Annotated in this window: 19 protein-coding genes and 1 pseudogene; 7 read left to right on the top strand and 13 right to left on the bottom strand. The window is 35.7% G+C overall.

What is annotated here, in order from left to right; translation table 11 throughout:
• The 3 genes from B9A18_RS18570 to B9A18_RS18560 are packed head-to-tail and all read right to left on the bottom strand — an operon-like array spanning position 1 to position 5039.
• Positions 1–1386 (bottom strand): RagB/SusD family nutrient uptake outer membrane protein, encoded by a 1386-nt coding sequence (locus tag B9A18_RS18570; protein WP_084291046.1) that lies wholly within the window; start codon positions 1384–1386, stop codon positions 1–3.
• Positions 1387–1388: 2 nt separating this feature from the next.
• Positions 1389–4565, bottom strand: coding sequence for a SusC/RagA family TonB-linked outer membrane protein (locus B9A18_RS18565; protein ID WP_084291045.1), 3177 nt, complete (start codon positions 4563–4565; stop codon positions 1389–1391).
• Between the two features lie 33 nt (positions 4566–4598).
• On the bottom strand, positions 4599–5039 hold the full coding sequence (locus B9A18_RS18560) for a hypothetical protein (RefSeq protein ID WP_084291044.1): 441 nt from the start codon (positions 5037–5039) through the stop codon (positions 4599–4601).
• Between the two features lie 837 nt (positions 5040–5876).
• Here B9A18_RS18560 and B9A18_RS18555 point away from each other — a divergent pair.
• Together B9A18_RS18555 and B9A18_RS18550 are read left to right on the top strand one after the other, a co-directional pair.
• Positions 5877–6128, top strand: a complete 252-nt coding sequence (locus B9A18_RS18555) for a helix-turn-helix transcriptional regulator (protein ID WP_084291043.1) — start codon at positions 5877–5879, stop codon at positions 6126–6128.
• A gap of 72 nt (positions 6129–6200) precedes the next feature.
• Entirely contained in the window at positions 6201–6683 is a 483-nt protein-coding gene (locus tag B9A18_RS18550) for a cyclic nucleotide-binding domain-containing protein (protein ID WP_084291042.1), read from the top strand.
• A gap of 65 nt (positions 6684–6748) precedes the next feature.
• Here the strand turns inward: B9A18_RS18550 and B9A18_RS25420 are convergent, their stop codons facing one another.
• The 3 genes from B9A18_RS25420 to B9A18_RS18535 all read right to left on the bottom strand — a co-directional run bounded on the left by B9A18_RS25420 (position 6749) and on the right by B9A18_RS18535 (position 8597).
• A complete protein-coding gene (locus B9A18_RS25420; RefSeq protein ID WP_235005376.1) occupies positions 6749–7165 on the bottom strand; it encodes a hypothetical protein in 417 nt (138 codons plus the stop codon).
• Positions 7166–7284: 119 nt separating this feature from the next.
• On the bottom strand, positions 7285–7794 hold the full coding sequence (locus B9A18_RS18540; protein ID WP_144009541.1) for a hypothetical protein: 510 nt from the start codon (positions 7792–7794) through the stop codon (positions 7285–7287).
• A 74-nt stretch (positions 7795–7868) separates the two neighbouring features.
• The gene (locus B9A18_RS18535) at positions 7869–8597 is read right to left on the bottom strand and encodes a hypothetical protein (protein WP_084291040.1); all 729 of its coding nucleotides are present in this window, start codon (positions 8595–8597) and stop codon (positions 7869–7871) included.
• Between the two features lie 643 nt (positions 8598–9240).
• Between B9A18_RS18535 and B9A18_RS18530 the strand changes: the two genes are divergently transcribed.
• Both B9A18_RS18530 and B9A18_RS18525 read left to right on the top strand, forming a co-directional pair.
• Positions 9241–10599 (top strand): ferritin-like domain-containing protein, encoded by a 1359-nt coding sequence (locus tag B9A18_RS18530; RefSeq protein WP_084291039.1) that lies wholly within the window; start codon positions 9241–9243, stop codon positions 10597–10599.
• Between the two features lie 3 nt (positions 10600–10602).
• Positions 10603–12486, top strand: coding sequence for a hypothetical protein (locus B9A18_RS18525; protein WP_084291038.1), 1884 nt, complete (start codon positions 10603–10605; stop codon positions 12484–12486).
• A gap of 236 nt (positions 12487–12722) precedes the next feature.
• Here B9A18_RS18525 and B9A18_RS18520 read toward each other — a convergent pair whose 3' ends face one another.
• Positions 12723–13052: a hypothetical protein gene (locus B9A18_RS18520; RefSeq protein ID WP_084291037.1), complete on the bottom strand. Its 330-nt coding sequence runs from the start codon at positions 13050–13052 to the stop codon at positions 12723–12725.
• A gap of 628 nt (positions 13053–13680) precedes the next feature.
• On the opposite strand from B9A18_RS18520, the gene B9A18_RS25675 reads away from it, so the two are divergent.
• On the top strand, positions 13681–13890 hold the full coding sequence (locus B9A18_RS25675; protein WP_144009540.1) for an HIT family protein: 210 nt from the start codon (positions 13681–13683) through the stop codon (positions 13888–13890).
• Positions 13826–14464, top strand: coding sequence for a hypothetical protein (locus B9A18_RS18510; RefSeq protein ID WP_084291036.1), 639 nt, complete (start codon positions 13826–13828; stop codon positions 14462–14464). The genes B9A18_RS25675 and B9A18_RS18510 overlap by 65 nt, the downstream gene beginning before the upstream one ends.
• Positions 14465–14738: 274 nt before the next feature.
• Here B9A18_RS18510 and B9A18_RS25415 read toward each other — a convergent pair whose 3' ends face one another.
• The 6 genes and pseudogenes from B9A18_RS25415 to B9A18_RS18485 form a co-directional block, all read right to left on the bottom strand.
• Positions 14739–14840 (bottom strand): ATP-binding protein, encoded by a 102-nt coding sequence (locus B9A18_RS25415; RefSeq protein ID WP_394335632.1) that lies wholly within the window; start codon positions 14838–14840, stop codon positions 14739–14741.
• A 113-nt stretch (positions 14841–14953) separates the two neighbouring features.
• A pseudogene (locus B9A18_RS25695) lies at positions 14954–15225 on the bottom strand (transposase); the annotation flags it as partial.
• A gap of 126 nt (positions 15226–15351) precedes the next feature.
• The gene (locus B9A18_RS18500; RefSeq protein ID WP_084291035.1) at positions 15352–17073 is read right to left on the bottom strand and encodes a response regulator receiver domain; all 1722 of its coding nucleotides are present in this window, start codon (positions 17071–17073) and stop codon (positions 15352–15354) included.
• Complete coding sequence (locus B9A18_RS18495; protein ID WP_084291034.1) at positions 17063–19963, bottom strand: ATP-binding protein; 2901 nt, start codon at positions 19961–19963, stop codon at positions 17063–17065. The genes B9A18_RS18500 and B9A18_RS18495 overlap by 11 nt, the downstream gene beginning before the upstream one ends.
• Positions 19953–21071, bottom strand: a complete 1119-nt coding sequence (locus tag B9A18_RS18490) for a DNA cytosine methyltransferase (RefSeq protein WP_084291033.1) — start codon at positions 21069–21071, stop codon at positions 19953–19955. Before B9A18_RS18490 ends, B9A18_RS18495 begins: the two co-directional genes overlap by 11 nt.
• 99 nt (positions 21072–21170) lie before the next feature.
• Complete coding sequence (locus B9A18_RS18485; RefSeq protein ID WP_084291032.1) at positions 21171–21593, bottom strand: very short patch repair endonuclease; 423 nt, start codon at positions 21591–21593, stop codon at positions 21171–21173.
• A gap of 129 nt (positions 21594–21722) precedes the next feature.
• Between B9A18_RS18485 and B9A18_RS18480 the strand changes: the two genes are divergently transcribed.
• Positions 21723–22757, top strand: a complete 1035-nt coding sequence (locus B9A18_RS18480) for an HNH endonuclease (protein ID WP_084291031.1) — start codon at positions 21723–21725, stop codon at positions 22755–22757.
• Positions 22758–22764 lie beyond the last annotated feature (7 nt).

Genomic DNA, 22764 nt, shown 5'->3' with positions numbered 1-22764 from the left:
TTATCTTATGTTCTGTTCAATGCCGGTCATTGAGATTTCATCATCAGGAATTGGAAATACATATCTGGGATCATTTGGTGGAAGAGAATAAGAAACGCCATCAACGGTTCTGCTTAAAACTATGCCTGCCCCCTCCCTATTTAATCTCTTGAGATCATACCACCTTAAGCCTCGCCAAAGTAATTCCTTGCGCCTTTCCGTTAACACAATCTGCAAAGCTTCCTCTTTTGTTGAGGGCAATGGTTGGATATAGGTGTTCGGTTTAAAGCGCTTATCGAGCAGTGTTTTCAAATAGGTCATTGAAGCCGAAAGTTCATTTCTCCGCGCCAGACATTCGGCTTTGATGAGGTACACTTCATTCGTTGTTAATCCTGTAAAAGGTGTATTTCCCGCTGTATATCTCCTCTTGATGTTATAATTTCCATTGGCAGCCCTATTAAAAAACAATTTTGACCGAAGGTCGTCGGCAGTGTAAGATGAGACAACCTCATTTGCAACACTGTAAACTCTTGTGATTGCTGCTGAGCCTGGATTGGTAAGATCAGCATAGGTTGGCACCTGGGAGCTGAAAAATAGCGTCTCATCATTAACATATCCAATTGGGATAGCGGATGTTAAGCTCAAGGTATTAAAGTCAATTAACCTATCATATATTTTTAAGCAACTGTCGGAAGCTGCTTCAGCAGCGCCATAATTACCCATATATAGATGGATTCTTGCCAAAAGCGCATATGCGGCTGGCTTAGATGGCCGGTTTGGATTTGTTGTTGCTACTGTCTTTTGAAGAAGCAGTAACGCTTTATTCAAATCTGATACAATAAGGTTAAATGTTTCTTCCGATGTGGCCCTTTTCGCAACATAATCAACCCCGGGAGTAGTTCTTAAAGGAACACCTAAATCTGAATCTGCAGTTTGCGTATTATATACGGGGGAAAAATTACTTACCAGATTAAAAAAAGCATAGGATCTTGAAAACAATGCCCATCCTTTTAAATTTTCAAAAGCTGTTTTATCCTTGAAGGTATCCTTATCAATTTCCTCCAGTACATTATTTGCATAAAATACAATCTTGTATATGCTATTCCAATCCTGTATCCCTGCCTGCCCCCCATAGAGGTCTTTACTCCATATATAGGAATTCTTTGCTGTTTGATCTCTTAAAGCAACATAGCTGCTGGCTAAGGGTATGGTATACTCATCAGATGATATCTGCGCAAGTCCTCCGGTTAGATTCATGATGGAGTGGTTCTCCAACAGAGCTTGAAGTTCGTTAAGTGTCTTTGGGACTACAATGCTGCTATTTGGCTTTTTATCTAAAAAATCCTTGCTACAGCCTAAAATAGCAATCCATAGGATGAATATGATATAATAATTGTTTAGTCTCATGATTATTTGATATTAAGTTTTATCCCCATTGAAATCATTAGTGGTATAGTCATATACCCGTAGTCCGGATCATAGTTAGTATTTGCTTGTTTCCACAATATGCCGACATTGTTCATGCTGAAATCCATTGAGCCCGATAACCATTTGGATTTTTTAACAATCTTGCTAATTGGCGCCGAAAGTTGTAAAAACTGTAGCCTGATATGATCTCCACGATCTACCAGGGCTGCTGATCCTTCATAAAAATTTGCTCTATTGGGATTGAATGGATACACCAGCGATGGTACATTTGTAATGGCTTCATCTCCTGGTTCCTTCCATCGTTTATTATAGTCCGTTTGGAGGAAATCGTATCTACTTCCATTAAATACAGATGTCCTTCTGGTGTAGTATTTAAGTTTGTAGGTAACATTAAATGTTAATGTTATCCCCCTAAAATCTATCGTATTCAATACCGACCCAAAGTATATTGGGATAGCCGAGCCATGGAAATTCAGATCTTCTCTGTTTCTGGAATTCTGTATACTGGCATACAGTTTAGTCTGTGCTCCATTCAGATAGCCTATTGGGTTTCCGGCAGCATCTAATCCTCCATATTTATAGCTAAAAACAGCATTGTAAGGATAACCCTCAACAGGATTATTGTAGTTACTGAAGATCAAATTGCCATTTGTACCCTGATCGAAATTATACTTTTTCACCACTTCATTGCTGTAACTAAATAGCAAGCCGGTATTCCACGAAAACGTTCGCTCCCTAAACCAGTTTATTTTTAATGAAGCATCAATTCCGTCGGTTCTGGTATCTGCTGAATTGCCTTTAAAAGTGTTGACACCGGTTTGTGGAGCTATGAGACTATTGCCAATCAAATCGGTTCCTGATTTGACAAAATATTCCAGACTTCCTGAAACGTAATTTTGCTTTGTTGCGAAATCAATTCCAAAATTTAGATTCTTTATCCTTTCCCATCTTAATGAAGGATTTGGCGGGTTAATTATTTCAGCGGCATTTATTCCCCATACATTACGATAGGAATACATCGAAGTCAGGTATGCTGAAGTTGTTTTATCAACATTACCGTTATAGCCATATGTTGCACGAAACGCCAATGCCGGCAACCATTTTAAACCATAAAAATTCTCCGTACTAAGCTGATACTTGAATCCAGCTGACCAAAGGGGAACTCCTTTCTGATTGGATTTAACACCAAACAAATTAGATTCGTCTTTTCTTATGCTCCCTGAAAATATATACTTATTCTTTAGCATATAAGAGCCAATAGCAAAATATGACCGATAGCGATCGGCACTTGAAGATTGTGATGGAACTGTGTTAATCCCATCTGAGCCTCCAGTTAAGCGATTGGGATAAGTACCAGAAGCGTTAAGTAAACCGTTCGAATTGGAGGCTAGTGACTCATCATACCCATAATAAATCTGTGTAGTAGAAAAGGAAGAATAATCCTTTAGCTCATAACCCATTGAAATATTTAATTCGCTGCTTTTAAATAAGTGCCTGAAATCCAATTGCCCCCTGAAATTCTTTGAGGAGTAATTTGATGCTCCTGCAGTCAGGACCGCCCCTGCTGCGATAGGACTTTTTGCTTCAGCACTTAAGGGATCAATAACTGTATAAGTATTTATTAGATTTCTGGTGAAATAGGAATCAGCAGCGTGATTTAGACTATAATCATCAATCCCTTTTTGATACTGGTAATTTAGCGACAGTTTAAGGCCCTCAAAAAACTGATAAGCCCCACGCATATTAATCCTATAATCTGTGATCGTATTTTTTCTATTGCTATTCAGTTCGTCCAATGGCCGATACTTCCAATCCAGCAATTTACTTTGCCCTTGTCCATCTGTAAAAGATGGCCGCAGATAACTTCCAATTTCCAAAGCTTGCCCGGAGGGACCTTCGAGTAAATCATAGGGACTTAGCGGTATATAAGTATCTGTCCCTCTTCTATCTGTGTTATTGGTAAAAGTGATGCCCGAAAAAATTTCTAATTTATCTTTGGCGAGGTAATAGGTATTATTTGCATTAAGCGTTAGTCTTTCAAAACTTTCATTAACCAAACTTTTATCATTTCTATCAAAGCCCGCCGAGATGAAATACTTCTGCTTTTCGGCCCCACCATTAATGTTTGCCTGGTACTGCTGATTTATTGAAGGCCGATAAAACAGCCTGCTCCATTGGTCCCGGGTATCAATTTGTTTCAGCTTAGCGATCTGCAATGCAGAATCACCCGGGGAAATCAGTTGATTCCTGCGGTCAAATAAGACCTGAACGCCTGCCGTAATTGGTGAATATCTCGTATCAATTGTACTGTTATAATAACCTTGTTTGAACAAGAACTCCTCTAAACCCAGGAATTCTTCACTACTCATCCAGGGCTTTGAATAAACATCCGGCCTATTGGCAACTGTGACATTGGCAACCAGGCCAACTCTTGGTTGCCCGTTTCTCAATCCTTTTTTCGTAGTGATAATAATCACACCGTTTCCTGCTCTCACTCCCCAAATGCTGGCGGCAGCAGCATCTTTAAGTACAGAAATATTTTCAATATCGTTAGGATTGATGTTTTCTAAATCACCGTCATAAGGAAAATTATCTAATACAATTAATGGATTGGGGTTAGCAAATAACGTACTTCTACCGCGGATGCTGATTGAAGCATTGTTGGCCTGGTTATTCAGATTTCGGTTAAAGATAAGGCCACTGGTTACTCCATCTAGCCTATCCAAAATATTTGTGGTTACTCTTTGATTAAGTAATGTACTGTCGATAAGCACAAAGCTCCCGGTAGCACGTTCTTTTGGAATGTTTTGATACCCCGTGCTCACAATAGCAACCTCTTTTAAATTACCTTCATCCTCAGTTAATGTAACTTCGTATAATTCCATACTTGCACCTGAAAATGAAATCACTTTGGTTTTGTAGCCAGTGAAGCTGATAGTTAAATCACCTCTGCTATTGGGTGCCGAAATATTAAATTTCCCATTTTTATCAGTTTGCGTACTGATTTTAGTGTTCCTTATAGTAATGGTTGCTCCTGCAAGCGGTGTATTGTTAGCCAAGGAAATCACCCGTCCGCTGAGTTTGGTTGAGTGCTGAGCATTTGCCTTAAAAAAAAGGCAAAGCGCGGCTATTACGATGGTTAATGTCGTTCGTTTCATACAGTTAATATTGGTTAGTAGTTAATTATTTGGTCATTTATTGAATAGTTTCTTTAAGTTGAATTCTTCCGTCCAATATTCGTCATTGGTATGTTTTCCATAGGCTTTGAAATGTGCTATGCCATTTGTGGTGATTAAGAGTTGATGCGCCTCAAGGGGATTATCAGGATGCTGAAATGTGCGTTCTGTTTCGGGAGGTAAGGTTACATAAGCCCAGTCATCATGCGGAGACAGAATTTCTTTTACCAACTCTCGGGTACCAGGGCCATTGTAATAACTTATCGAGGCATCCCAAAAACTATGACAATTGAAATCATCATCAGCCTTAAATTGCTTAATGGCCTTTAAACGGGATGCTATAAGCGCTTTCCATGATTCGGTTAGGTATATAATAGCAAATTCAATGCTTTCCCCATCACTTCTGGTGTTGGCTTTGATTAATATATGTTGTGTGGGGGTGTTTGATCGTTTCATAAAATTTAAAGCATAGCACGTCCTGAACGATGTTTCACACCGTTTAAATAATGAATTATCTGCAGTTTTTATATTTCTTGGCTAGTTCGTGGAGATTTGTAAGGAAGATTTTAATGACAAAATTAAACTGGCTATAAACCAGCCCTTACCGCATGTAAATGATACGGTTGATTTTAATCATTTTGCTTTATTGGAAAAAACGCATTATCTTGGAATCGCGACAAACCAAAGTAATGTACCTTGTAAATCCTAAAAAGCTTTATAAGGGCTGGTAACAAGCTAATTATAAACCTCAGAGATAAATGTGCGCTCTTTTCACACTTAGCTTTTAACGGCTTATTTACTTGTATTTTCTAGCAATCATTACGGTGGAGAACAAAGTTCGTTCTTTAATAAGGATTTAAGGGAATTAACACATACTACCGTCTGGGAACAGAGACGTGTGGTGTAGCTTAATTTTTTCGTTTTCATACACTGTTTATAAATGGTTATGTAAACGATGTGTACTCAATAAAAGCAAATAAACAAAACCCAGATTGGTAAAAACCAATAGGGCGAACTTCAATGCTTTTGAGCTGGTACCGTCAAGAACCACCCAGTAAAACTAGGTTCCGCAAAAGACTAACATGAAGTCCGCCCTATTGAATTTAGATATCGCGAAGATATAAATATTCAATAGAAATGGCGAACTACATTGCTCTCATGCGGAATTTGACGGTTTCGCTCATGAGTAACATCGTTAAAATAAGGATCTTCCCTATTCTACTGTCGCTATAATTAACTGATTACAAATATAGTAAAGTTGACTTTAAGAATCAACATTTATTTACTTTTTTTATGATTAATAGAATAGCAAAAGTTCTCGAACAAAAGAAAGCTGGAAATAATGACCTAGTTAAATACCTAAAAGTTAAAAAAGAAACAGTTTCAAGATGGGTCAACAATAAACAACAACCTACAGTTACTACATTAAATAAAATTGCTGAATATTTAAGAGTAGACGTGAGAGACTTACTTAATCCAAGCGATTGGACTAATAGCAAGGTTGAGCCCTTCGAACAGAAAAACCAAATCCCTAAAGGTCAATAATCCAGAGCTTGTCAAAGCTTTGAAGAATTTTGCAGAGAAATATAATAAGAAAACAAAATAAGAACCAATAATATGAATTTTGATAATTTGCCTACTTCTAATATAACTTCAGGTAGCCATCTCACTTCGACAAATACCCATGAAGAACAACTAATGTTTATTAACGAAGGTTACGCAGTGGAATATTCAAGTATTTCAGAACCACGTAAAGTAATTTCATTTATTGGCCCAAAAGAATTTGCGCTTAGAACTACATCTGAAAGCGAAATCATAACACTAACTGATGTCACTTTAGTGGGGATATCTAAACCAAACCTGAAATCTCTATTACGTGAATTCGAAGAGGTCCGACAGTTTTATAGAGTTTTTAAGAAGAAACATCTTGACAAAATAGCTAAAAATAGGAATGAGCTCAAGACCTTTACCTCCGCAGAACGATACATAAGCCTTCTGGAAACATATCCATGGGTTAAAGAAATTGCCAGCCCAGATGATATCCAATCCTACCTTAATGTTCCCTCAGGATATTATACAAAAATGTGTGCTGTAGAATAAGAAACAGGTGCTTTCTTTATTAAATCACGATGCCTAAACGGGTGTTTAGAATATTCTATTAAAAACTATAAAACCTCAATTTCCTTGATAGACAGTCTGGTGGTTTTAGCAATGAAATCAATAGCCAGCCCTTCTTTTTTGAGTTCACGTGCAATTTCCAAAGCCTCTTCCAGTTTGCCCTCAAGTCTACCTTCAAGCTTCCCTTCCCGTCTTTCCTGCATTTTTATTGTTTCTATGATGCCCATATTGATTGTTCCTCCGGTTAATATTTCAATCTGTTGATCAAAAATACGATTAATATCATTATTATTTATGAATATGAAGTTTTTCAAGAATCCCATAAAACCAATAATTCTGTCATGATTATAATTATGGTTCAGCAACGCTTTGGCGATAGTACCGTAATATATAACTCTTCTGACATAGGGATATTCTTGAGTTCCACTTAATGAAAAGGATCTGTCCAAAGTTACTCCGATCATAATCTTTATGCCAACACTAAATGAGTCCAGCTCAATTGTGTCCGCAGTGCGACACAATTGAGCTGAGGCTTATTGGGGCAAACATAATGTCATCAATGGCAAGTACATGTGCCTAGAAATTAATCATTCACATTACGAATCGATAATATAAGCATGTCGTATTGCTCCTTCGATAAGTTTAGATATGAAGCTATAACCTCCGGTTCAATGAGTTGCATTACCCAAGGCTTGTTTTCAAGAAGATCTAAATACCGTTCTGCAGCTGTTTTTTTAAGATCATCTTTATACAACTGAAGCTTTTCCAAATAGTCTAGCTTAATTTTCTTATGAAAGGCAACTGTTTCTTCTGGAAATTTCCGTAACATAATGACAATGTCATCAAATGTGATATTAACAGTTTCTATATTACCATAAAGATCAACAGAAGTATTATCACTGATTCTAAGTAAAAACTGGTCCGGATCGATAAAACGTAATACTTTTTTCCGCTGGTTTACTATTATATATTCAACAGCATAACCATTAGCCAGGAAACAAAGTATATTGTCTAGGTCCACATCTTCAGACTTCGAAATTCCCTGCGTGTCGCTAGCGGAATGTAAATTATTAAAAAGGTCGTTAAATTCCATGTATAAAAGATCTAATAGATTGAGGTTTGATAATAATAAATAAGCATCGGCCATGTTATAAGCTAATAAAACACCTAATTATCCGGCCTATTTAAACAGTTCATAATTGTTAAAGCATATAAGTTTTCCTCAAAGTTTGAATAAAGTTTCAACCTGGTGAGTAGGTAATCATTTTTCATATAGGTAAGATTTCTCTCGACTTGTGTATCTTCGTTAATCACTACATTCGCCCCATCTAAGGCTGGTTCAACCAATAACTCTTGCTCTACCTCTAATAAGGTAGCCGCCAAATCAGCTTTTAAATTCCATTTTGGTGTACATAACTTCAGTTCCCTAAAGGATTGATGTGGAGATAGATCCAGATCCATTTCCTTAATAAGCCCTTCGGCTATTTCCTCCATTTTCCGCTCTTCAAATAATTCATCTTTATCCTGGCTAGATGCCAAAAACGCAACATAGCTGATAAAACGCTCTTTAGTTCCCATCCATTTTGGTCGCCACCATTCAGGATCAAAAAAATCGTCTTTTTTCTTGGCATCCCAGTCTTTAATCCGAGCGTGAATCCGTTCCAATGAAAGTTGGATATAGGTGTGCGTTATATCGTCTGCGTCCTTTAACCTGGCCATTAATACAGGCACCACGTACATAGAACCGACCTTCGACAGCACTCCACATAATTCAATAATTTCTTCATTATCTTCAGTTTCCCGTAAAACCTGCAGTAAATAAGACTCATTTTCAAATTCACCGTCGCGGTATCCCTTGGTAAGCATTTCTTGGATAACCCTTCCCTTTTCTGTCATAATGGTTATAAATTTTAAAAGCGTTAATTATTTCAAAACAGCCAAAACGGTCTTGATTCGATATGTAATATCTTAAAAATATATAAAAAGTTTAATTTAGCAAAATTCCAATAAAATTGTGACAATCACGTTTATGTCAGCACCACTAAATGATCAGTTTGAGGAGGTGTTTACAATTTTGAATAAATCACCAGTATAGAGGTTTACAAAACCACTTCTGCTAAATTTCCTAATGGAAATCAGATATGGTGGACATGGTTTCAAGGTTATTATACGCCTGGGAGGTGATCAATTTGAGAAACGGTTTACGATATTGAATAAATCACCGGAGCATGGTGGTTCGGAGTGAGAAGGAGTTATAGCGCTTACAACGTTACAATTCACTAAATTATTAATTCAGGTTGCGTTTTTAACTCAATTTCTGTGTTTTTAAGAGGGGATCATTCATGATTTTTTTCATTGTATGTTAAGTAATCATCGGGATGACATTGGCTTGCCCAACGCCTCTTACCCCACTCGTGGCTACCGAAGATGGGGAATTTAATATTAAATTAATTGAGAAATAAATTACTCCCTGAATTACTTTTTTTCTTAGTAGCTTTAGTTAATAAAGTTAATCTCATATAACTAATGCAAACTCAAAATGACGCGCTTTAAATTCCAATTCGAAACAGAGGAAACCATCCTGCCCAAAATTAACCACAGCTTTACCGATTTCAAAAGCACCCTAACTAAGGAAAACCTTGTAGCATTCAGCACCATAGGCGTAAAAGCTGTCATTTTAAAACGGCAAAAACCTGCTATGGAACTAGTTGATGAGCTAATTTTCCTGTTACATACCGCTGCAGAAATAGAGCATAGCTTAATGGTGCAATACCTGTACTCTGTATTCTCACTGCCCACAACCAGCCCGCATTCTGAATGGCGTAACGAGATCATGACCATAGCTCGGGAAGAAATGGGACATTTAATGGCGGTACAAAACATTCTGATCGCCGTTGGTGGGGCCTTAAATTTTGAAAGGGAAGACTATCCTTACAATGACATCTATCCTTTCCATTTTAGGCTCGAACCTTTTTCTATCTCTGCCTTGGCTAAATATGTTTTAGCCGAAATGCCTGCTCCAGATCAAATTCCTGCCGGGTTGGGTTTTAATCTCGAAACGGTTAAACAGGATGCAAAAGTAGAAGCTCCTGATGAAAGTATTCAACGGGTGGGTGCGCTTTTTAACTTATTAACCGATCTGGCAAGCCAGTTAAAGACAGAAAACATATTCGCCCATTCCGAGAACAGGCAGGCGGATCCTGAAGTATGGACAGGTGGTGGTATACACCAGCTTATCATGAGTAAAGTTACACAACTCAACGGGCAAAACGGCCTTATTGATCTTATCAAGGCTATTGGCTTACAAGGTGAAGGCTCAGAAGAATCTCCCGAAAACGACCCCTCACATTTCCTGCGTTTTTTTCGTTTATACCAGGCAGCAAAAAATTACGCTGCTCAAAATGGCGAAGCGTCACTTGCCCGCAGTGTTCCAGTAAACCCCACAGTAAGTAATGCGGATTCACCAAGTTATCTCGAAAACAATGATGCCTATAAATGGGGCGTAATTTTTAATCACCGTTACAGGTGGCTACTTTTAAATATACATCACCATTTACTGGCGGCACCGGGAAGCCGGGAAAGGACACAACTAAGTCGCTGGGCATTTGCAGATATGCGTTTTTTAAGTACTATTTCGGCTTTGCTTACAGATTTGCCTCAACACAGCTCGCCACAAACGGATGCATTGGGCAGGCTGAAGGTGGCTGCCGCTCCGTTCGAGCTTCCTTATTCATTAAATCTGCCTGCCAACGCGTCCGAATTGTGGAATTACCATAAACGATTCGCGGCCCATAGCACTGAGCAACTCAACAGCACAAATCTAAATACCCCCTTCATAACAGAACTTAAAACAAACAATCAGACCAGACTAACATTTATAAACCTAATAAACCCATAAACCATGAGTACCTTGCTATTTCCCAGAATCTACTTTAAGGGTCATATGTCTTTCGACCCCTCATTAGCCAATAATTTCGAAAAGCTCTACGACATTGCAAATGTAAAGTTGATCGTTCCTCCTGGAGAAACACTATCCAGTCTAAAATCAAAGCTGCCTGAAGCAATGAACGGTAGTTGGAACAACTTTGGTACGCACTATGCGAGGTTCCAGGACATGGAGGTTTCTTCCGTTTCTACTAAGCCCGGTGAAAATGACACCACTGATGCTTTAGTTGGCAATACCTTAAGTTTAGACGGCAAACTGGTAGATAGTAATCCTATTACTGACAATGGCACCCAGGTATTTTTTAATGAATTGAGGATTGGCGATAACGCGCTTGGCATTAAACTTAAAAGTACATCCAGAATGTATGCCAGGCTTTTAATTTTTAGGGGTAGAAACCAAATGAAAGCGGAAGTTGACCAGGGAGTCGGTCCGGCAACAAATGCAAGTGCAGTATGGGAAGTATGCTTTGCTAAAGAAGATATTGAATTTAGTAACGCTACAAATTCGGCATTCCTGCACAAAATTCAGGAGGCAATGACCTCCGAAGACGTTCAGGGTATCACCATGCGATTTCATACTTACCGCACCCTTTACTATCAAAATGGCATCATGAACCAAACAGTCCAAACCCCAAAAACGCGGAATGAACTGGCAAAATACTACGCAGATGGAAAAAACTTTTCTAACCCGGCATATTCTATTGTATCAGGCTTTATTGGCTTGTGGCAAAAAACAGAATTAAAGGGGCATCCGCAGGGTCGTTACCTATATAGAGTCCAGCAAGAAAACAATATTTTAAATACAGCTATTGTAGAGGCCAACGAATCACTCAAGCGCCTTACTCTCGATTTGGGTGAGACCGTACCCGAAGTAAATAAATCTTTGGAAAAAGCCAATTTAGGTCCATTAAAACTGAGTGTAATTTATAACGGAACTGAGCATTTGTTAGAAACCCTACAGCCAGAACAATACAACCAGGAGGCTTACGAAAAAAATGCTGGTTTAATCGACGTCGATCTTTCGGGTATTTCAGCTGATGTTTGGAGAGCAATATCACTAGGTAGCTATAAATTACAAGGAGACGGCAACAACACATTGGTTGAAAGAGACGACGTAATCATCGTAGAAAAAAGAGACGCTTACCTCGATGAAAAAGAAAAGTTAACTATGCCTATCCCTGTCAGATATAAAGGTCAGCCTGCTGCCTCAGGAAGTATTATTGCCATAGCGAAATATGATACCAATGGAGCATATATTGAGACGCTTGATTCTGCGATCGTTGGAGATAAGGGTTATTTCACATTCGAGTATATACCAAGTGAGCCAGGATACAACAGCTTTATATTCAAACTACAATCTGATAACGAAACCATACCTAAATTTCCACCCAGGCTAGATGTTCAACAATATCATCTTAATGTAAGGGTATTAGGTTTTGATGACCAACTTGAAGCCAATACTCCCGATAGCCAGCTAACCTGGAGCTGGATTTACGAAAACATTCTTTCTTTATACGATGTATTGAACCCAGTGATGTCTAGAAAAGGCATTGATGTACCTTTAGATAACAGGAATAGAATTGAATTCCTTGCAGAAAAAATACTTAAATTTATTTCTAAAGATAACTTTGAAAGCAGCACTTATATGCCGGTTACGCGTGAATTGACTAATGGTAAACGTAAACTATTGGAACGTTGGTGCAATTTGGTTATTGCAGGTATAAATCCACCAGAGCCTATCCAGGAAGTTGCGTTTCATTTCAAGAATAACGTTGAAAGCATTGGTCATCCATCCCTATTTGGGAAATGCCCAGTAGCACATGGTAAGTTACCAGGTTAATCCATTATTGTTAAAAAAGGGCGTCAGTTAAATCGGATGCCCTTTTATGACTTACACCTTATAAACAGCAATATCCATTGATACAGTAGTGCGTGGAAAACACTGAAAATCAGGCCAATTTATTAAAGTCAAGAGTGATTGACCAGTTTATACTGTACCCGGTATTTATTCCTTCAATAGTCCGTACGATAAGACTAGTGCTCGATGTTTCAGGATTGGTCTTAAAGGAGGGGCAACTAAGCATCCAATTCCTTCCATCCTGCGGTAATGATGTTATCTTCACCACGACCTATTCCAATATGTTTAAGGGTTCCGTTACGAAACCATTTCAGTATAAATTGATCATTTTCTTTAGTTATAACCAAATCAAAACTTGTGCCATCATCGCTCCCATCGGTGTAATAAGTAATTTTATATTCCCCTACAAAAGTATCTCCATAGACTCCCGTAGCTACCCCTGTTCCAGAGACGGTTTGACCGCTAATGTGATACGACCACACAGCTTCCAACTGTCCAGTCAAAAAGTCCTTTACATATCTAACGTATCCAATGCCGTCTTTATTCATTTTTATTATATCATAATATATTATCTAATTTATACTTTTTACAATAGATTCCAAGGATTACTTCTCCTTATTTATTACTATGGCGTATGTTTTAAGAAGCTCAGAGCCAATGGATGTGCGTTTTCGTTTAGTTCTTTTACATTTTGCGACAGCCTTTCCGCATTATACTTTGGTCCGTTTGTATTCTTCGGTAATTACATCATTCAAAAAAAATTGCCTCCGTACGAGATGCGCTTAATGGCTATCAAAAAGGCAAGTGTTTCTACTCCTTTCAGGACATTTCAATCCGTAAAGGTGATGATTTAAACATGTGCGCTATAGATCATTTCTTACCACATCTCCATAACCAGCACCATCATAATGAAGGGGCAAATATAAATGGTGTTTGGGACCTGGTACTATCAGATAAGCAGATAAACAATAATAAGAGCGCGCGGATACCTGAAAAAAGATTTTTAGAGAAGCTCTTTAACAGGAATAAGTTCTACATTGAAAGTAAGCACCCCATCAATCAAACGGGTTCTACAAGAGTGTGAAGAATAGTGTTTTTAGAAAAACTATATAACTTAGCTTCGGAATTGGCCATTCACAAATGGCAACCTATAAATGAACTACCAGGAAGTTTTTAATGAAAGATTTTTTAAGCATACCAAAGGACAAAATCATCTATAGTAATGAGTATTTCTTTATAATTGAAGATGGATTCCCTGTTTCACGTGGACATCTTTTGATTGTTTCCAATGTTGTTAGAACCGATTATTTCAGTTTGACAGATGAGGAGAAGTATAGATGTGTTAGCAGAAATAGGTGGAGACTACCCCTTACTATTTTCAGTTAAATACTTCCCGGGTGGTGCCGAAAATATCTATAAAAAAGCGGTCGTCTACTCTGAAGAAAATGAAATACATAAGTTCATTTTACTAGACGGTGATAAGAAAAAAGTGAAATATGATCCTGATACCTTCACTACGGCAGAATCAGAGAATCTTGATTTTATAAAATCGAAACTCAAAGAAGAAACTTCAATTGATTTTCAAAATCTAGGCTTTAGGATTGATGGGGGAAATATGGGAGGGAACAACACGCAAAAGAAAGAGTCAGCTTTAAACTATCTGAAATTCTTACTGAAAAACCTTGAATACTTTCCTAAAAACATCCCTGAAGAAATCATATGGAATGAAAATTTCGCTATTGATATCCTGACCGCAACAAAAAGTACGATTCCAACATTTAACACTAACTTTAAAAAAAACATTGCAGATTTCACAAGAGAATTATATGGAAATGATGAAAAGTCTAATATTAAAGCCGCACAAAAAATATTTATAAATAACTTCATAAAAAAGAAAAATAACGAATATCATCAGTTATCAAAGATTCTCCAAGACTTTAAAAGTCATGTTAAAAATTAAAGGCAATCCTTAAAAAAACCAGCACAAAATATTCGCCTGATGCTTTTAATGTAATTCGTTTACACAGTTGTTAGATATTCCAACGAAAGTAATAGTCATGCTCCATTAAGTATAAAATATTTTAAATATTGGGTATGTAAAATAAACTGTGTCAAGGCGGTGATTCATTAGAGTTACTGCCTTGTTCATTTTAGTTTCAAATCTAATATGGATATAACGGAGACGTTGACCTCCTTGTTAGTTTTGGTTCAGCGAAGCTGATCGCCCGACAATTTTACCTCTTTTTTCTTAGACTTTCTCCTTTTAGTTCAATTCTGTATGATGTGTGCACCATACGATCCAGTATTGCATCAGCAATCGCCGGAATATCCACAATACTATCCGATCAGGAAACCAAAAGGCAAGTTTTTGCGCAGTAACAACCCAAATTACTTAATGGCACTGTCCACTTCTGACTAATGTTATTATGAGCCAGGTAAATTAGTTTTAGTATGTAGAACTCCGATCTCTTGGAGTATCTATGGTAATGGTACCAGAGGAAGTAGGGACTTCTTTTACTGATCTTGCCAATTTTACGATTGCCTGAAAGGCGTTCCTCAGAATCCAAATGGCTTTCAAGTTCCGCTTCTAAAGTAGAGTCTAAAAGTTTTTTAGTAGAGAGCAAAAGCTCCGTCCTTACCGTACAAGGGTTTGCTTGAACGCAACTGCTCTAGGGCTTTTTGCTTCATTTGCTCATAATCGAGCTGCTCATCTTTTCTCATTTTATAAACTGTGTCGCTAAGTTAACAATTAACTATTTTGACACAGCTTATTTTACACCCTCAGATGTTTTGACCTATGCACGGTCTTGTATGGGCGAAACGCATCTGCAAAACGCCTTTTATAAGTTAAATCTTAACAAAATCAACACCTACTCTCACTGGATGGCTAAATGCATGGTTTGCAATTCTTTGGGTGTAATTTGGCCTTAATGTCGTAATATATTTAATCTTGCCAAATGCAATATCTCCATTATCTTCCGTAACACGTTCTACTTTAATAGATTCAATTCTTCTTATTTCAATTATAGAATCTATTATTTTAGGGTTTTTCACATTAAAACAATGAGGTTTCACATAGACAGGAAGGTATTTATGATTATTCATTTTTTTATTTTCAATTCTTAATTTCTCTAATTCTATCTCTTCTGGTGTCTTTCCTAATTCTTCTATTTCGATATGATTATCTGGCTCTAACGCAATCCAAGAAATTGCCTCATCTCTACCAACATAACTCATAAAAGCAGAATCGCCTAATGCATTAGCTAGTTTAATATCAATCTTTTTACCCTTTACGAAATAGAAATTTTGTTTTATTTTTTCAGGTCTTAAACAATCACAGAGAGCAGTAATGCATAAATAATAATCATTATTTTCATCTTTAAAAATATCGCCAAAATTTAAATTTGGCTGACTTTCTACATTAAACCCCTTAATACTTACAGAATTATAAAATGTATTTATTAATGCGACTTCATCATCTTTCAAATGTTTATTCACATCCACTTGTGATTCTAAGAAATCATCATTTAGTAATGATAGCTTTGCTGTTCTTAATTTTAAATAAGCATGTTCTAAAAGAACTTGTTTAATTAATACTTTAAAAGGAATATCATTTTCATCATTCTTATCCTTTATGTGTTTTCTGTGAGCAAACAAAGCCTCTTTAGAAATCATAATAAGATTATCATCAATAAATGCGCCTTCAGAATTGAAAATATTTTGCATTTCGATCCCCAATAATTGAGTAAAACTATTCGTTGATTTTTCAATTTTCCCTGATAGGTTTCTAATTATCTCAATTGATTGATCCTCAAAGGCATTCTCTTTGTTTAATATGCAAACGATAGTATTATTAATTACTAGTGATCTATTAGTAACAGATACTAAAGTTGGTTTTTGATTCGCATTTGTACTTTTATGATAATTTTCGAAAGCCAACATTAATAAAAATAAGGCCTCTTTTTTATTCGAATCTATTTCACATAGTTGTATTAACTCATCAAAATCCAATCCTGCTTTGACCAACGTTCCAATATGTTGTCCGTTGCTATTATGGTTTAAATCAATAAAATTATAAGATTTTTTAATCTCTAATAACTCATCTTCAAAGCCTGGGGCATATTTTTCTTTTATAGCAGCAAATTTTGTTTCATTAATGCCTGAAAAATAAGATAGTATATTAAAAAATATGTTGTCTACATTCGGTTCTGTGGTATAAATACAGCAAAAATTAATATGGTTCGAATGAACTACATGTGATAATAATTCCAATGAATACTCTTCACCTCCCTCTCCTTGTAATTTCCAGTCAAGCAATACCAAGTCTCGATCGTTGAAAAGATACTTCAGCAAATTCTCATTTTCTCTATCTTCAACTTTAAATTTATGAATTGCAAGCGAGATGCCATTTTCCTTAAAATTCTTATAAATCGCAACTGATAACTTCTCTTCGAGCATAGTATCATCAAGATTTTCGTATTCATATACATCTCTTGCTTTTTCATCAATAAATATTGCTGATTTAATTGATGTTTTTACAATTTCTAATGTCTTGTCACTAAATGTCATAATTGAGAGTGTTAATTACGAAGCATGCTCCGTTGAAAAAATTATATTTTTTATCATTAGTAGCAAAAACGTTTAAGCCTGCTTCATTTAAACTTTGTTTAGAGAGATAGAGACCTATTCCTCTTCCATTAGGGCGTTGAGAGTAAAATAATTCGAATACACGCTCTAATCTATATTCTGGGATTTTTTCGCCAGAATTAGCAATAATTATTTCATTTGTGTCTGCACAAAAATCAAGCTTTATTATACGGTGCTCTTTATTACGCATCCAATAAATAGCATTGTTAATAATATTAATAAACACTGTATATATTATTGGCTCCTTAATGTTGATTGTGTGTTTTTTAAAATCTTCTGAAACTTCAAAAACAATACTAGATTCGGATATTTGATTTTCAAAAAACTCAATTAAATAATTGTAGATTTCTATACAACAAATATCCCTATTTAATGCTCCTGAAATTCTGTACAATGGAGATAGTAACGCGTATTTGTCCTCTAATTGCTTAAAGTTCTTTTCAAGAAAACCAAATTCTTTAATAGAATTAACTGCGAAGTTATTACCTAGCACTGTTAATTGATTGTTTATTTTCGCATATAGCTGATTAAATTCATGGTCAATGATTTCTACTGCAATTCCCAGTTGAGCTGTATCTCGAGTTTGTTCCCATTGATACTTCATTTGATCATACTGTGCTTTGTATGCACCTTGTACTTGCTCCTCATCAATATCAAAAGAAAGCCTAAATAAATGGTCAACTAACGGAAACAACGTTCTATTAGCCTCATTAATTAAGCTGTTGTACTTATTTTCTATTTCTTTATTAAAATGAAATATCTGTTCTTTGGAAACGATACTCTCAATTAACCTTTCTTTATCTTCTTGTAGGGAATTTATTAATCTTTTTGACCTATCCTTGTAATCCTTAGATAAAGAATTAAGTTTTTCAATTAATAATTGCTGATATCGGTTAAGTGATTGATCTAAAGATGCAATATAGCCATTGTATTTTTTTGTGAAATCAATTTTCAAATCTCTTATTTCGAGCTTATCCTGAGCTTTCTTATTTAATGCTTCTCTTTTAGGACTTACCTGTTCAATATAATTACTTAGTTTATCTTCAAATTTATACAGTCGCTCTTTTTGTGTTTCAGTTGGCTTATATCTTTTAGGGACTTTTGGAATTAAGTTTTTAAATTCTAGATCCATCTTTTGAAGTTCATCTAATATTCCTTCTACTTCTGAGTAGCCGACATCGATTTGATTCAATTTTTCAGAGAGTTGATTAAGAAGAATGTCGTATTTGATTTGATGCTCTTCTAGTCTTTTCGGATATTCGCTTAAAGATCTAGTAAATGCATTTTTCTCTGCTTTTTCTCTAGCTTTATCAGCTTGTAAAGCTTCGTTTTGATCGTTTATTTCTTTCTTTTTATTAAGAAATAAAGATTCTTTAGCATTTGTAGCAAAATAGTCAAGAGCTAAGGTTACAAAAAAACCTTCAGCATCATTAGTAAAAGCTCTATACTGAGTATTATTAATTAATCCCTCTCTACTAGATTTATCCTTTAAATCAGGATTCCTATCTCTTGTCAAGTCTAAATAACCGTACATTCTTCTATAAGAGAAGTAATATGATCCGGCTCTTTTAGACCTTCTTTGCTCAAAGTTTAGAAAATCAGCATTATGTCTCCCGTATGGTAGTACTCTAAAGTCATCACGATACACATATAATCCTCCATACAGCGTAACCTTGGTTCTTAAGGCAGTAAATTCTTGCTCTGTCAAAAGAGACGACTTTTCTTCTCCCTGAGAGTATCCTAATTCGATAGGTATCTCTCCATAAAAAGATGTTTTATTTCTTCTTCTAGGATTCGAATAATTGTAATCAATTACTTGATCATAAATTCGAATAATTCCATTAAAATTCCCTGTACCATCAAATTTCCCCTTGATATAAACATCCGCTAGTTCAAAATCTTTCCTTGTGAAAAAATTACCAATCGCGGTTAACAGATCATAAGTTTCAGCCCCTTTATGGATATCGAACACCGTAGAGATGTTAATATCAATATCTTTTAAAGGGTTTGTAAATCCAGTTAGGCTTGAGATAACAAAATTACGGTTGTCAACATCATCATTGTCCTCATCAGCTAGTTCTGCAATTTGATTAATTGGATTGAAAACTAAAAATAAAGTACCATGTGAATCATCAGTATCAAAAGTCGAAAAAAGCTTTCGAAAAATTGGTTCTTCTATAAATGCATTGTTAGTTTCTAAAATAATATCAGATTTTAGTTCTAGCTGTTTTCCTTCCCAGATTGGTCTATTATCTAAATCTAATTCTTTATCAAAGTTTGATAAGAATTCTTGCTTCAGGTCAGAGAAAACAACATTCAAAACGCTTAAATCCTCAACTGGTTTTAAAGGAATAATAATATCATCAAGGAACAGATTATAATTTTCCAATAATCTCCAATCGAAATAGACTGCTTGTGTTGGATATCCAATCTTCTTAGTTAACATTAACATCGGATTGCCCAAGTATGCGACTGACAGACGGCCAATACCTTTTTCACCTGCCTTGATTCGAGGTCGTTTCCAAAGTGTATCTTCTGATTCAATATCAAGGTCAGCACGAGATTTAGAGTCCGTCCCCAGTACCAACCATTTGTCCAGAACATCTGAGGTTGACATTCCTTTGCCATCATCAGAAATGATAAAGTAAGAGTTTTTTAATCCGTCAAAGCCTTGTTTATAGAGTTCTGCCTTTAGATTGTCTGCATATGCGTCATATCCATTCTTCCAAAGTTCCGTAATAGCAGTTGGAAGATCAGCAATCTGACCTTTACCTAATAAATCGACAGCTCTAGCCTTTGTTCTAAATTGCATTACTATTGTTTTTAATGGCTACACCAATTGACTTAGCATATTCAGGTGGCACAGCATTTCCAATTAACCTTGCAATTGAATCTACAGCAGTTCCTTTGAAAATATAATCTTTCGGAAAAGACTGCAAAACAGCCCCCTCCCTTAGTGAAAGGGCACGATCTTCATCTGGATGTACGAACCTGCCATTGGAAATGTTACAAAATTTTGTAGTTATAGTGGGAGATGGTTTATTCCACCATAATCTGCCAAAAGTATCTCTGAAGGAATTATCTCTTCCAACAAAACATTTAAGTTGTAAATGTTCTTTGTCCGCAAAACCAAATCTATCGCCTCCATCTTTTCTAACATATTTTAAGCGCTCTTGATTCAATTCACCTAACCTTGAGGTTGTATGCAGGAAGTCGGTATTATCTCGATTACCATGTGAAATTCTTGGAAACCCGTTAGTTACACCTAATACGTCTTTGACAACTATACGTTTTTCGGTTCTCTTAACAGGAAATATCTCTTCTTTTGTGACTCTATTGGCCACAAGTGTAAATCGCTTTCTATTTTGAGCGACTCCGTAGTCATTTACATTATGTACATCGAAGTGTACTTTATATTTACTTATTTCTAACCAGTTAATAAAATCTTGAAGCCCGCTTTCTTCTTTATTTCTCAACACGCCAGGAACATTTTCAACAACAACATAACCCGGCTTAAAGTATTTAACAAATCGTTGAAATTCTACCAAAAGATTTTTTGATTTTTGTGATTTCCGTTTATCTGTGTTTATTATACTCCAAAATTGACAAGGACTACATCCTATTAAAACTAAGTCTTTATCATTTTTTTTTAGCCCTAATTGTTGTTGTAATTCTTTTTCTTTAAGCTCAAAAACATCTGCTTGTATAAATTCTGCACCTTTAATATTTGCCTCATAAGTTTCCTTACAGGCAGGTTCATAATCAATACCAGCTAGAACCTTCAAACCAGCAAGTTGCATACCATAACTCATTCCTCCACCTCCACAAAAAAAGTCGACTACTTTTAATTTTTGATTATTCTTTGATGTTTTTTTTCTTGAAGATTTGGCGTTCTGAGATATAGCGTCTTTTCCTAACATATTGTAAATTGTATGAAAGATAATTAAAAAATGCGTGAAAGTACAAAACTAGATCCATATATTTCAACGACATCCATAACTAAAGCCTCAATCAAAAGACTATCTGAGAGTTAAAAGTTCTTCTATCAATGAGAGAAGTTTTTTATTTCTTGTACTTTTCATTAAATCGCAAGTCCAAAGGATTATTACGTTCCACCCCTGCTCTTTAAGAAATTTACTATCCTTATTATCTCTGATAATATTCCCATTTATTTTTGCTTTCCACCACTCCGATCTAGTTTCTGGAATTGCAGCATACTTACAATTATGATGTCCATGCCAAAAACAACCATGTACAAAAATCACAGTTTTATATTTACGCAATACAATGTCTGGTTTACCCGGAAGATCTTTTAAGTGAATTCTGTATCTAAAGCCATGAGCGTGCAAAAACCTCCTGACCAAGAGTTCCGGCTTAGTATCCTTTCCTCTTATTCTACTCATATTATAAGACCTGGTCTCTTTAGAATGTATATCGGTCATGGTTATATATTACAAGAATGCACCAATCATTTACAAAGTTAACAATTCTAAAAATTTTGTAAAATAAGATTGTTTTTTGGATTAAATTGCAACTTTCTGTAATTTAATCCAAAATATTCAATCGCTCTTATGCCTACAAAAAGTAATATTGTTCATGAACCACGGCTTTGGATTTTAAAAACTGTTTCAGATTCAGAAAAATCATATCAGACTATTGAGAGTTACAAAGACGAAGTTGAGAAAAGCTATAATTATGATAGTAACGTACCAAATCATAAACAAATTAAAGAAGGTGATTACGCTATTATTGCCAATAAACAAAAGATTTTAGGTTTTGCTGTAATTCAAACAATTAATACTGATACAAGTACTAAAGTAATAAGCAAATGCTGGGAATGCAAATCTAGTACAATTGAACCAAGGAAAAATCTAACCCCAAAATATAGATGCAACAAGGGACATACTTTCGAAGAACCTCAAACAATAACTGTTCCTATAACCAGATATTTCGCCCAGTATCCTGAAACATTCATCGCCTATAGTGATGAAAGTGAAAGAGATGTTTTATCACTAAGACAGTACTACAGTAAGTATAACCAAAATTTATCCATGCAATCGTTAAACATGGACGTTCTTAAGTTATTCCCTTCAGTATACCAAAGCTTAATTGAACAAAATACATTTCAAGTGATGCTTCCAGCGAATGTCGCTAATAATGAAACTCAAGATTATAATGAAACTCCTTTTTACCCCATTAATAAAGATGAAAGAGAATCAATAAAAAGACAAATCAAAGCAAGAAGAGGACAGCAAAAATTCAGAAATGATTTAAGACAGCGATATGGAGATAAATGTATGATCACAGGCTGTGAAATTCTCGATATTTTAGAAGCGGCTCACATTAAACCATACCGAGGCATTAATGATAATCATCCATCAAATGGGTTATTACTCCGCGCAGATATTCACACATTATATGATTTAAACCTCATAGGAATTAATCCTCAATCTTTGGAGATTACTATTTCAAAGAAACTCAAAAATTCAGAATATTCTATATACCAAGGTAAGACACTAATTACAATAACTAAAATACCGGACAAGGCTAGTTTAGAAAATAGATGGATGGAATTTAATAATCTAGGATTCGTTACAAAAAACTAAACGTATC

The organism is Pedobacter nyackensis (assembly GCF_900176505.1).
Lineage (GTDB): Bacteria > Bacteroidota > Bacteroidia > Sphingobacteriales > Sphingobacteriaceae > Pedobacter > Pedobacter nyackensis.
This window is presented reverse-complemented; position numbering and strand designations above follow the sequence as displayed.

Bases quoted from the DNA above. Each gene is read 5' to 3' on its own strand.
- B9A18_RS18570 (WP_084291046.1), bottom strand. From the start codon at position 1,386: ATGAGACTAAACAATTATTATATCATATTCATCCTATGGATTGCTATT.
- B9A18_RS18510 (WP_084291036.1), top strand. From the start codon at position 13,826: ATGAGGAGAAGTATAGATGTGTTAGCAGAAATAGGTGGAGACTACCCC.
- B9A18_RS18495 (WP_084291034.1), bottom strand. From the start codon at position 19,963: ATGCAATTTAGAACAAAGGCTAGAGCTGTCGATTTATTAGGTAAAGGT.
- B9A18_RS18565 (WP_084291045.1), bottom strand. From the start codon at position 4,565: ATGAAACGAACGACATTAACCATCGTAATAGCCGCGCTTTGCCTTTTT.
- B9A18_RS18500 (WP_084291035.1), bottom strand. From the start codon at position 17,073: ATGACATTTAGTGACAAGACATTAGAAATTGTAAAAACATCAATTAAA.
- B9A18_RS18540 (WP_144009541.1), bottom strand. From the start codon at position 7,794: ATGGAATTTAACGACCTTTTTAATAATTTACATTCCGCTAGCGACACG.
- B9A18_RS18525 (WP_084291038.1), top strand. From the start codon at position 10,603: ATGAGTACCTTGCTATTTCCCAGAATCTACTTTAAGGGTCATATGTCT.
- B9A18_RS18560 (WP_084291044.1), bottom strand. From the start codon at position 5,039: ATGAAACGATCAAACACCCCCACACAACATATATTAATCAAAGCCAAC.
- B9A18_RS18485 (WP_084291032.1), bottom strand. From the start codon at position 21,593: ATGACCGATATACATTCTAAAGAGACCAGGTCTTATAATATGAGTAGA.
- B9A18_RS18535 (WP_084291040.1), bottom strand. From the start codon at position 8,597: ATGACAGAAAAGGGAAGGGTTATCCAAGAAATGCTTACCAAGGGATAC.
- B9A18_RS18520 (WP_084291037.1), bottom strand. From the start codon at position 13,052: ATGAATAAAGACGGCATTGGATACGTTAGATATGTAAAGGACTTTTTG.
- B9A18_RS18480 (WP_084291031.1), top strand. From the start codon at position 21,723: ATGCCTACAAAAAGTAATATTGTTCATGAACCACGGCTTTGGATTTTA.
- B9A18_RS18530 (WP_084291039.1), top strand. From the start codon at position 9,241: ATGACGCGCTTTAAATTCCAATTCGAAACAGAGGAAACCATCCTGCCC.
- B9A18_RS18490 (WP_084291033.1), bottom strand. From the start codon at position 21,071: ATGTTAGGAAAAGACGCTATATCTCAGAACGCCAAATCTTCAAGAAAA.
- B9A18_RS25420 (WP_235005376.1), bottom strand. From the start codon at position 7,165: ATGATCGGAGTAACTTTGGACAGATCCTTTTCATTAAGTGGAACTCAA.
- B9A18_RS25675 (WP_144009540.1), top strand. From the start codon at position 13,681: ATGAAAGATTTTTTAAGCATACCAAAGGACAAAATCATCTATAGTAAT.
- B9A18_RS18555 (WP_084291043.1), top strand. From the start codon at position 5,877: ATGATTAATAGAATAGCAAAAGTTCTCGAACAAAAGAAAGCTGGAAAT.
- B9A18_RS18550 (WP_084291042.1), top strand. From the start codon at position 6,201: ATGAATTTTGATAATTTGCCTACTTCTAATATAACTTCAGGTAGCCAT.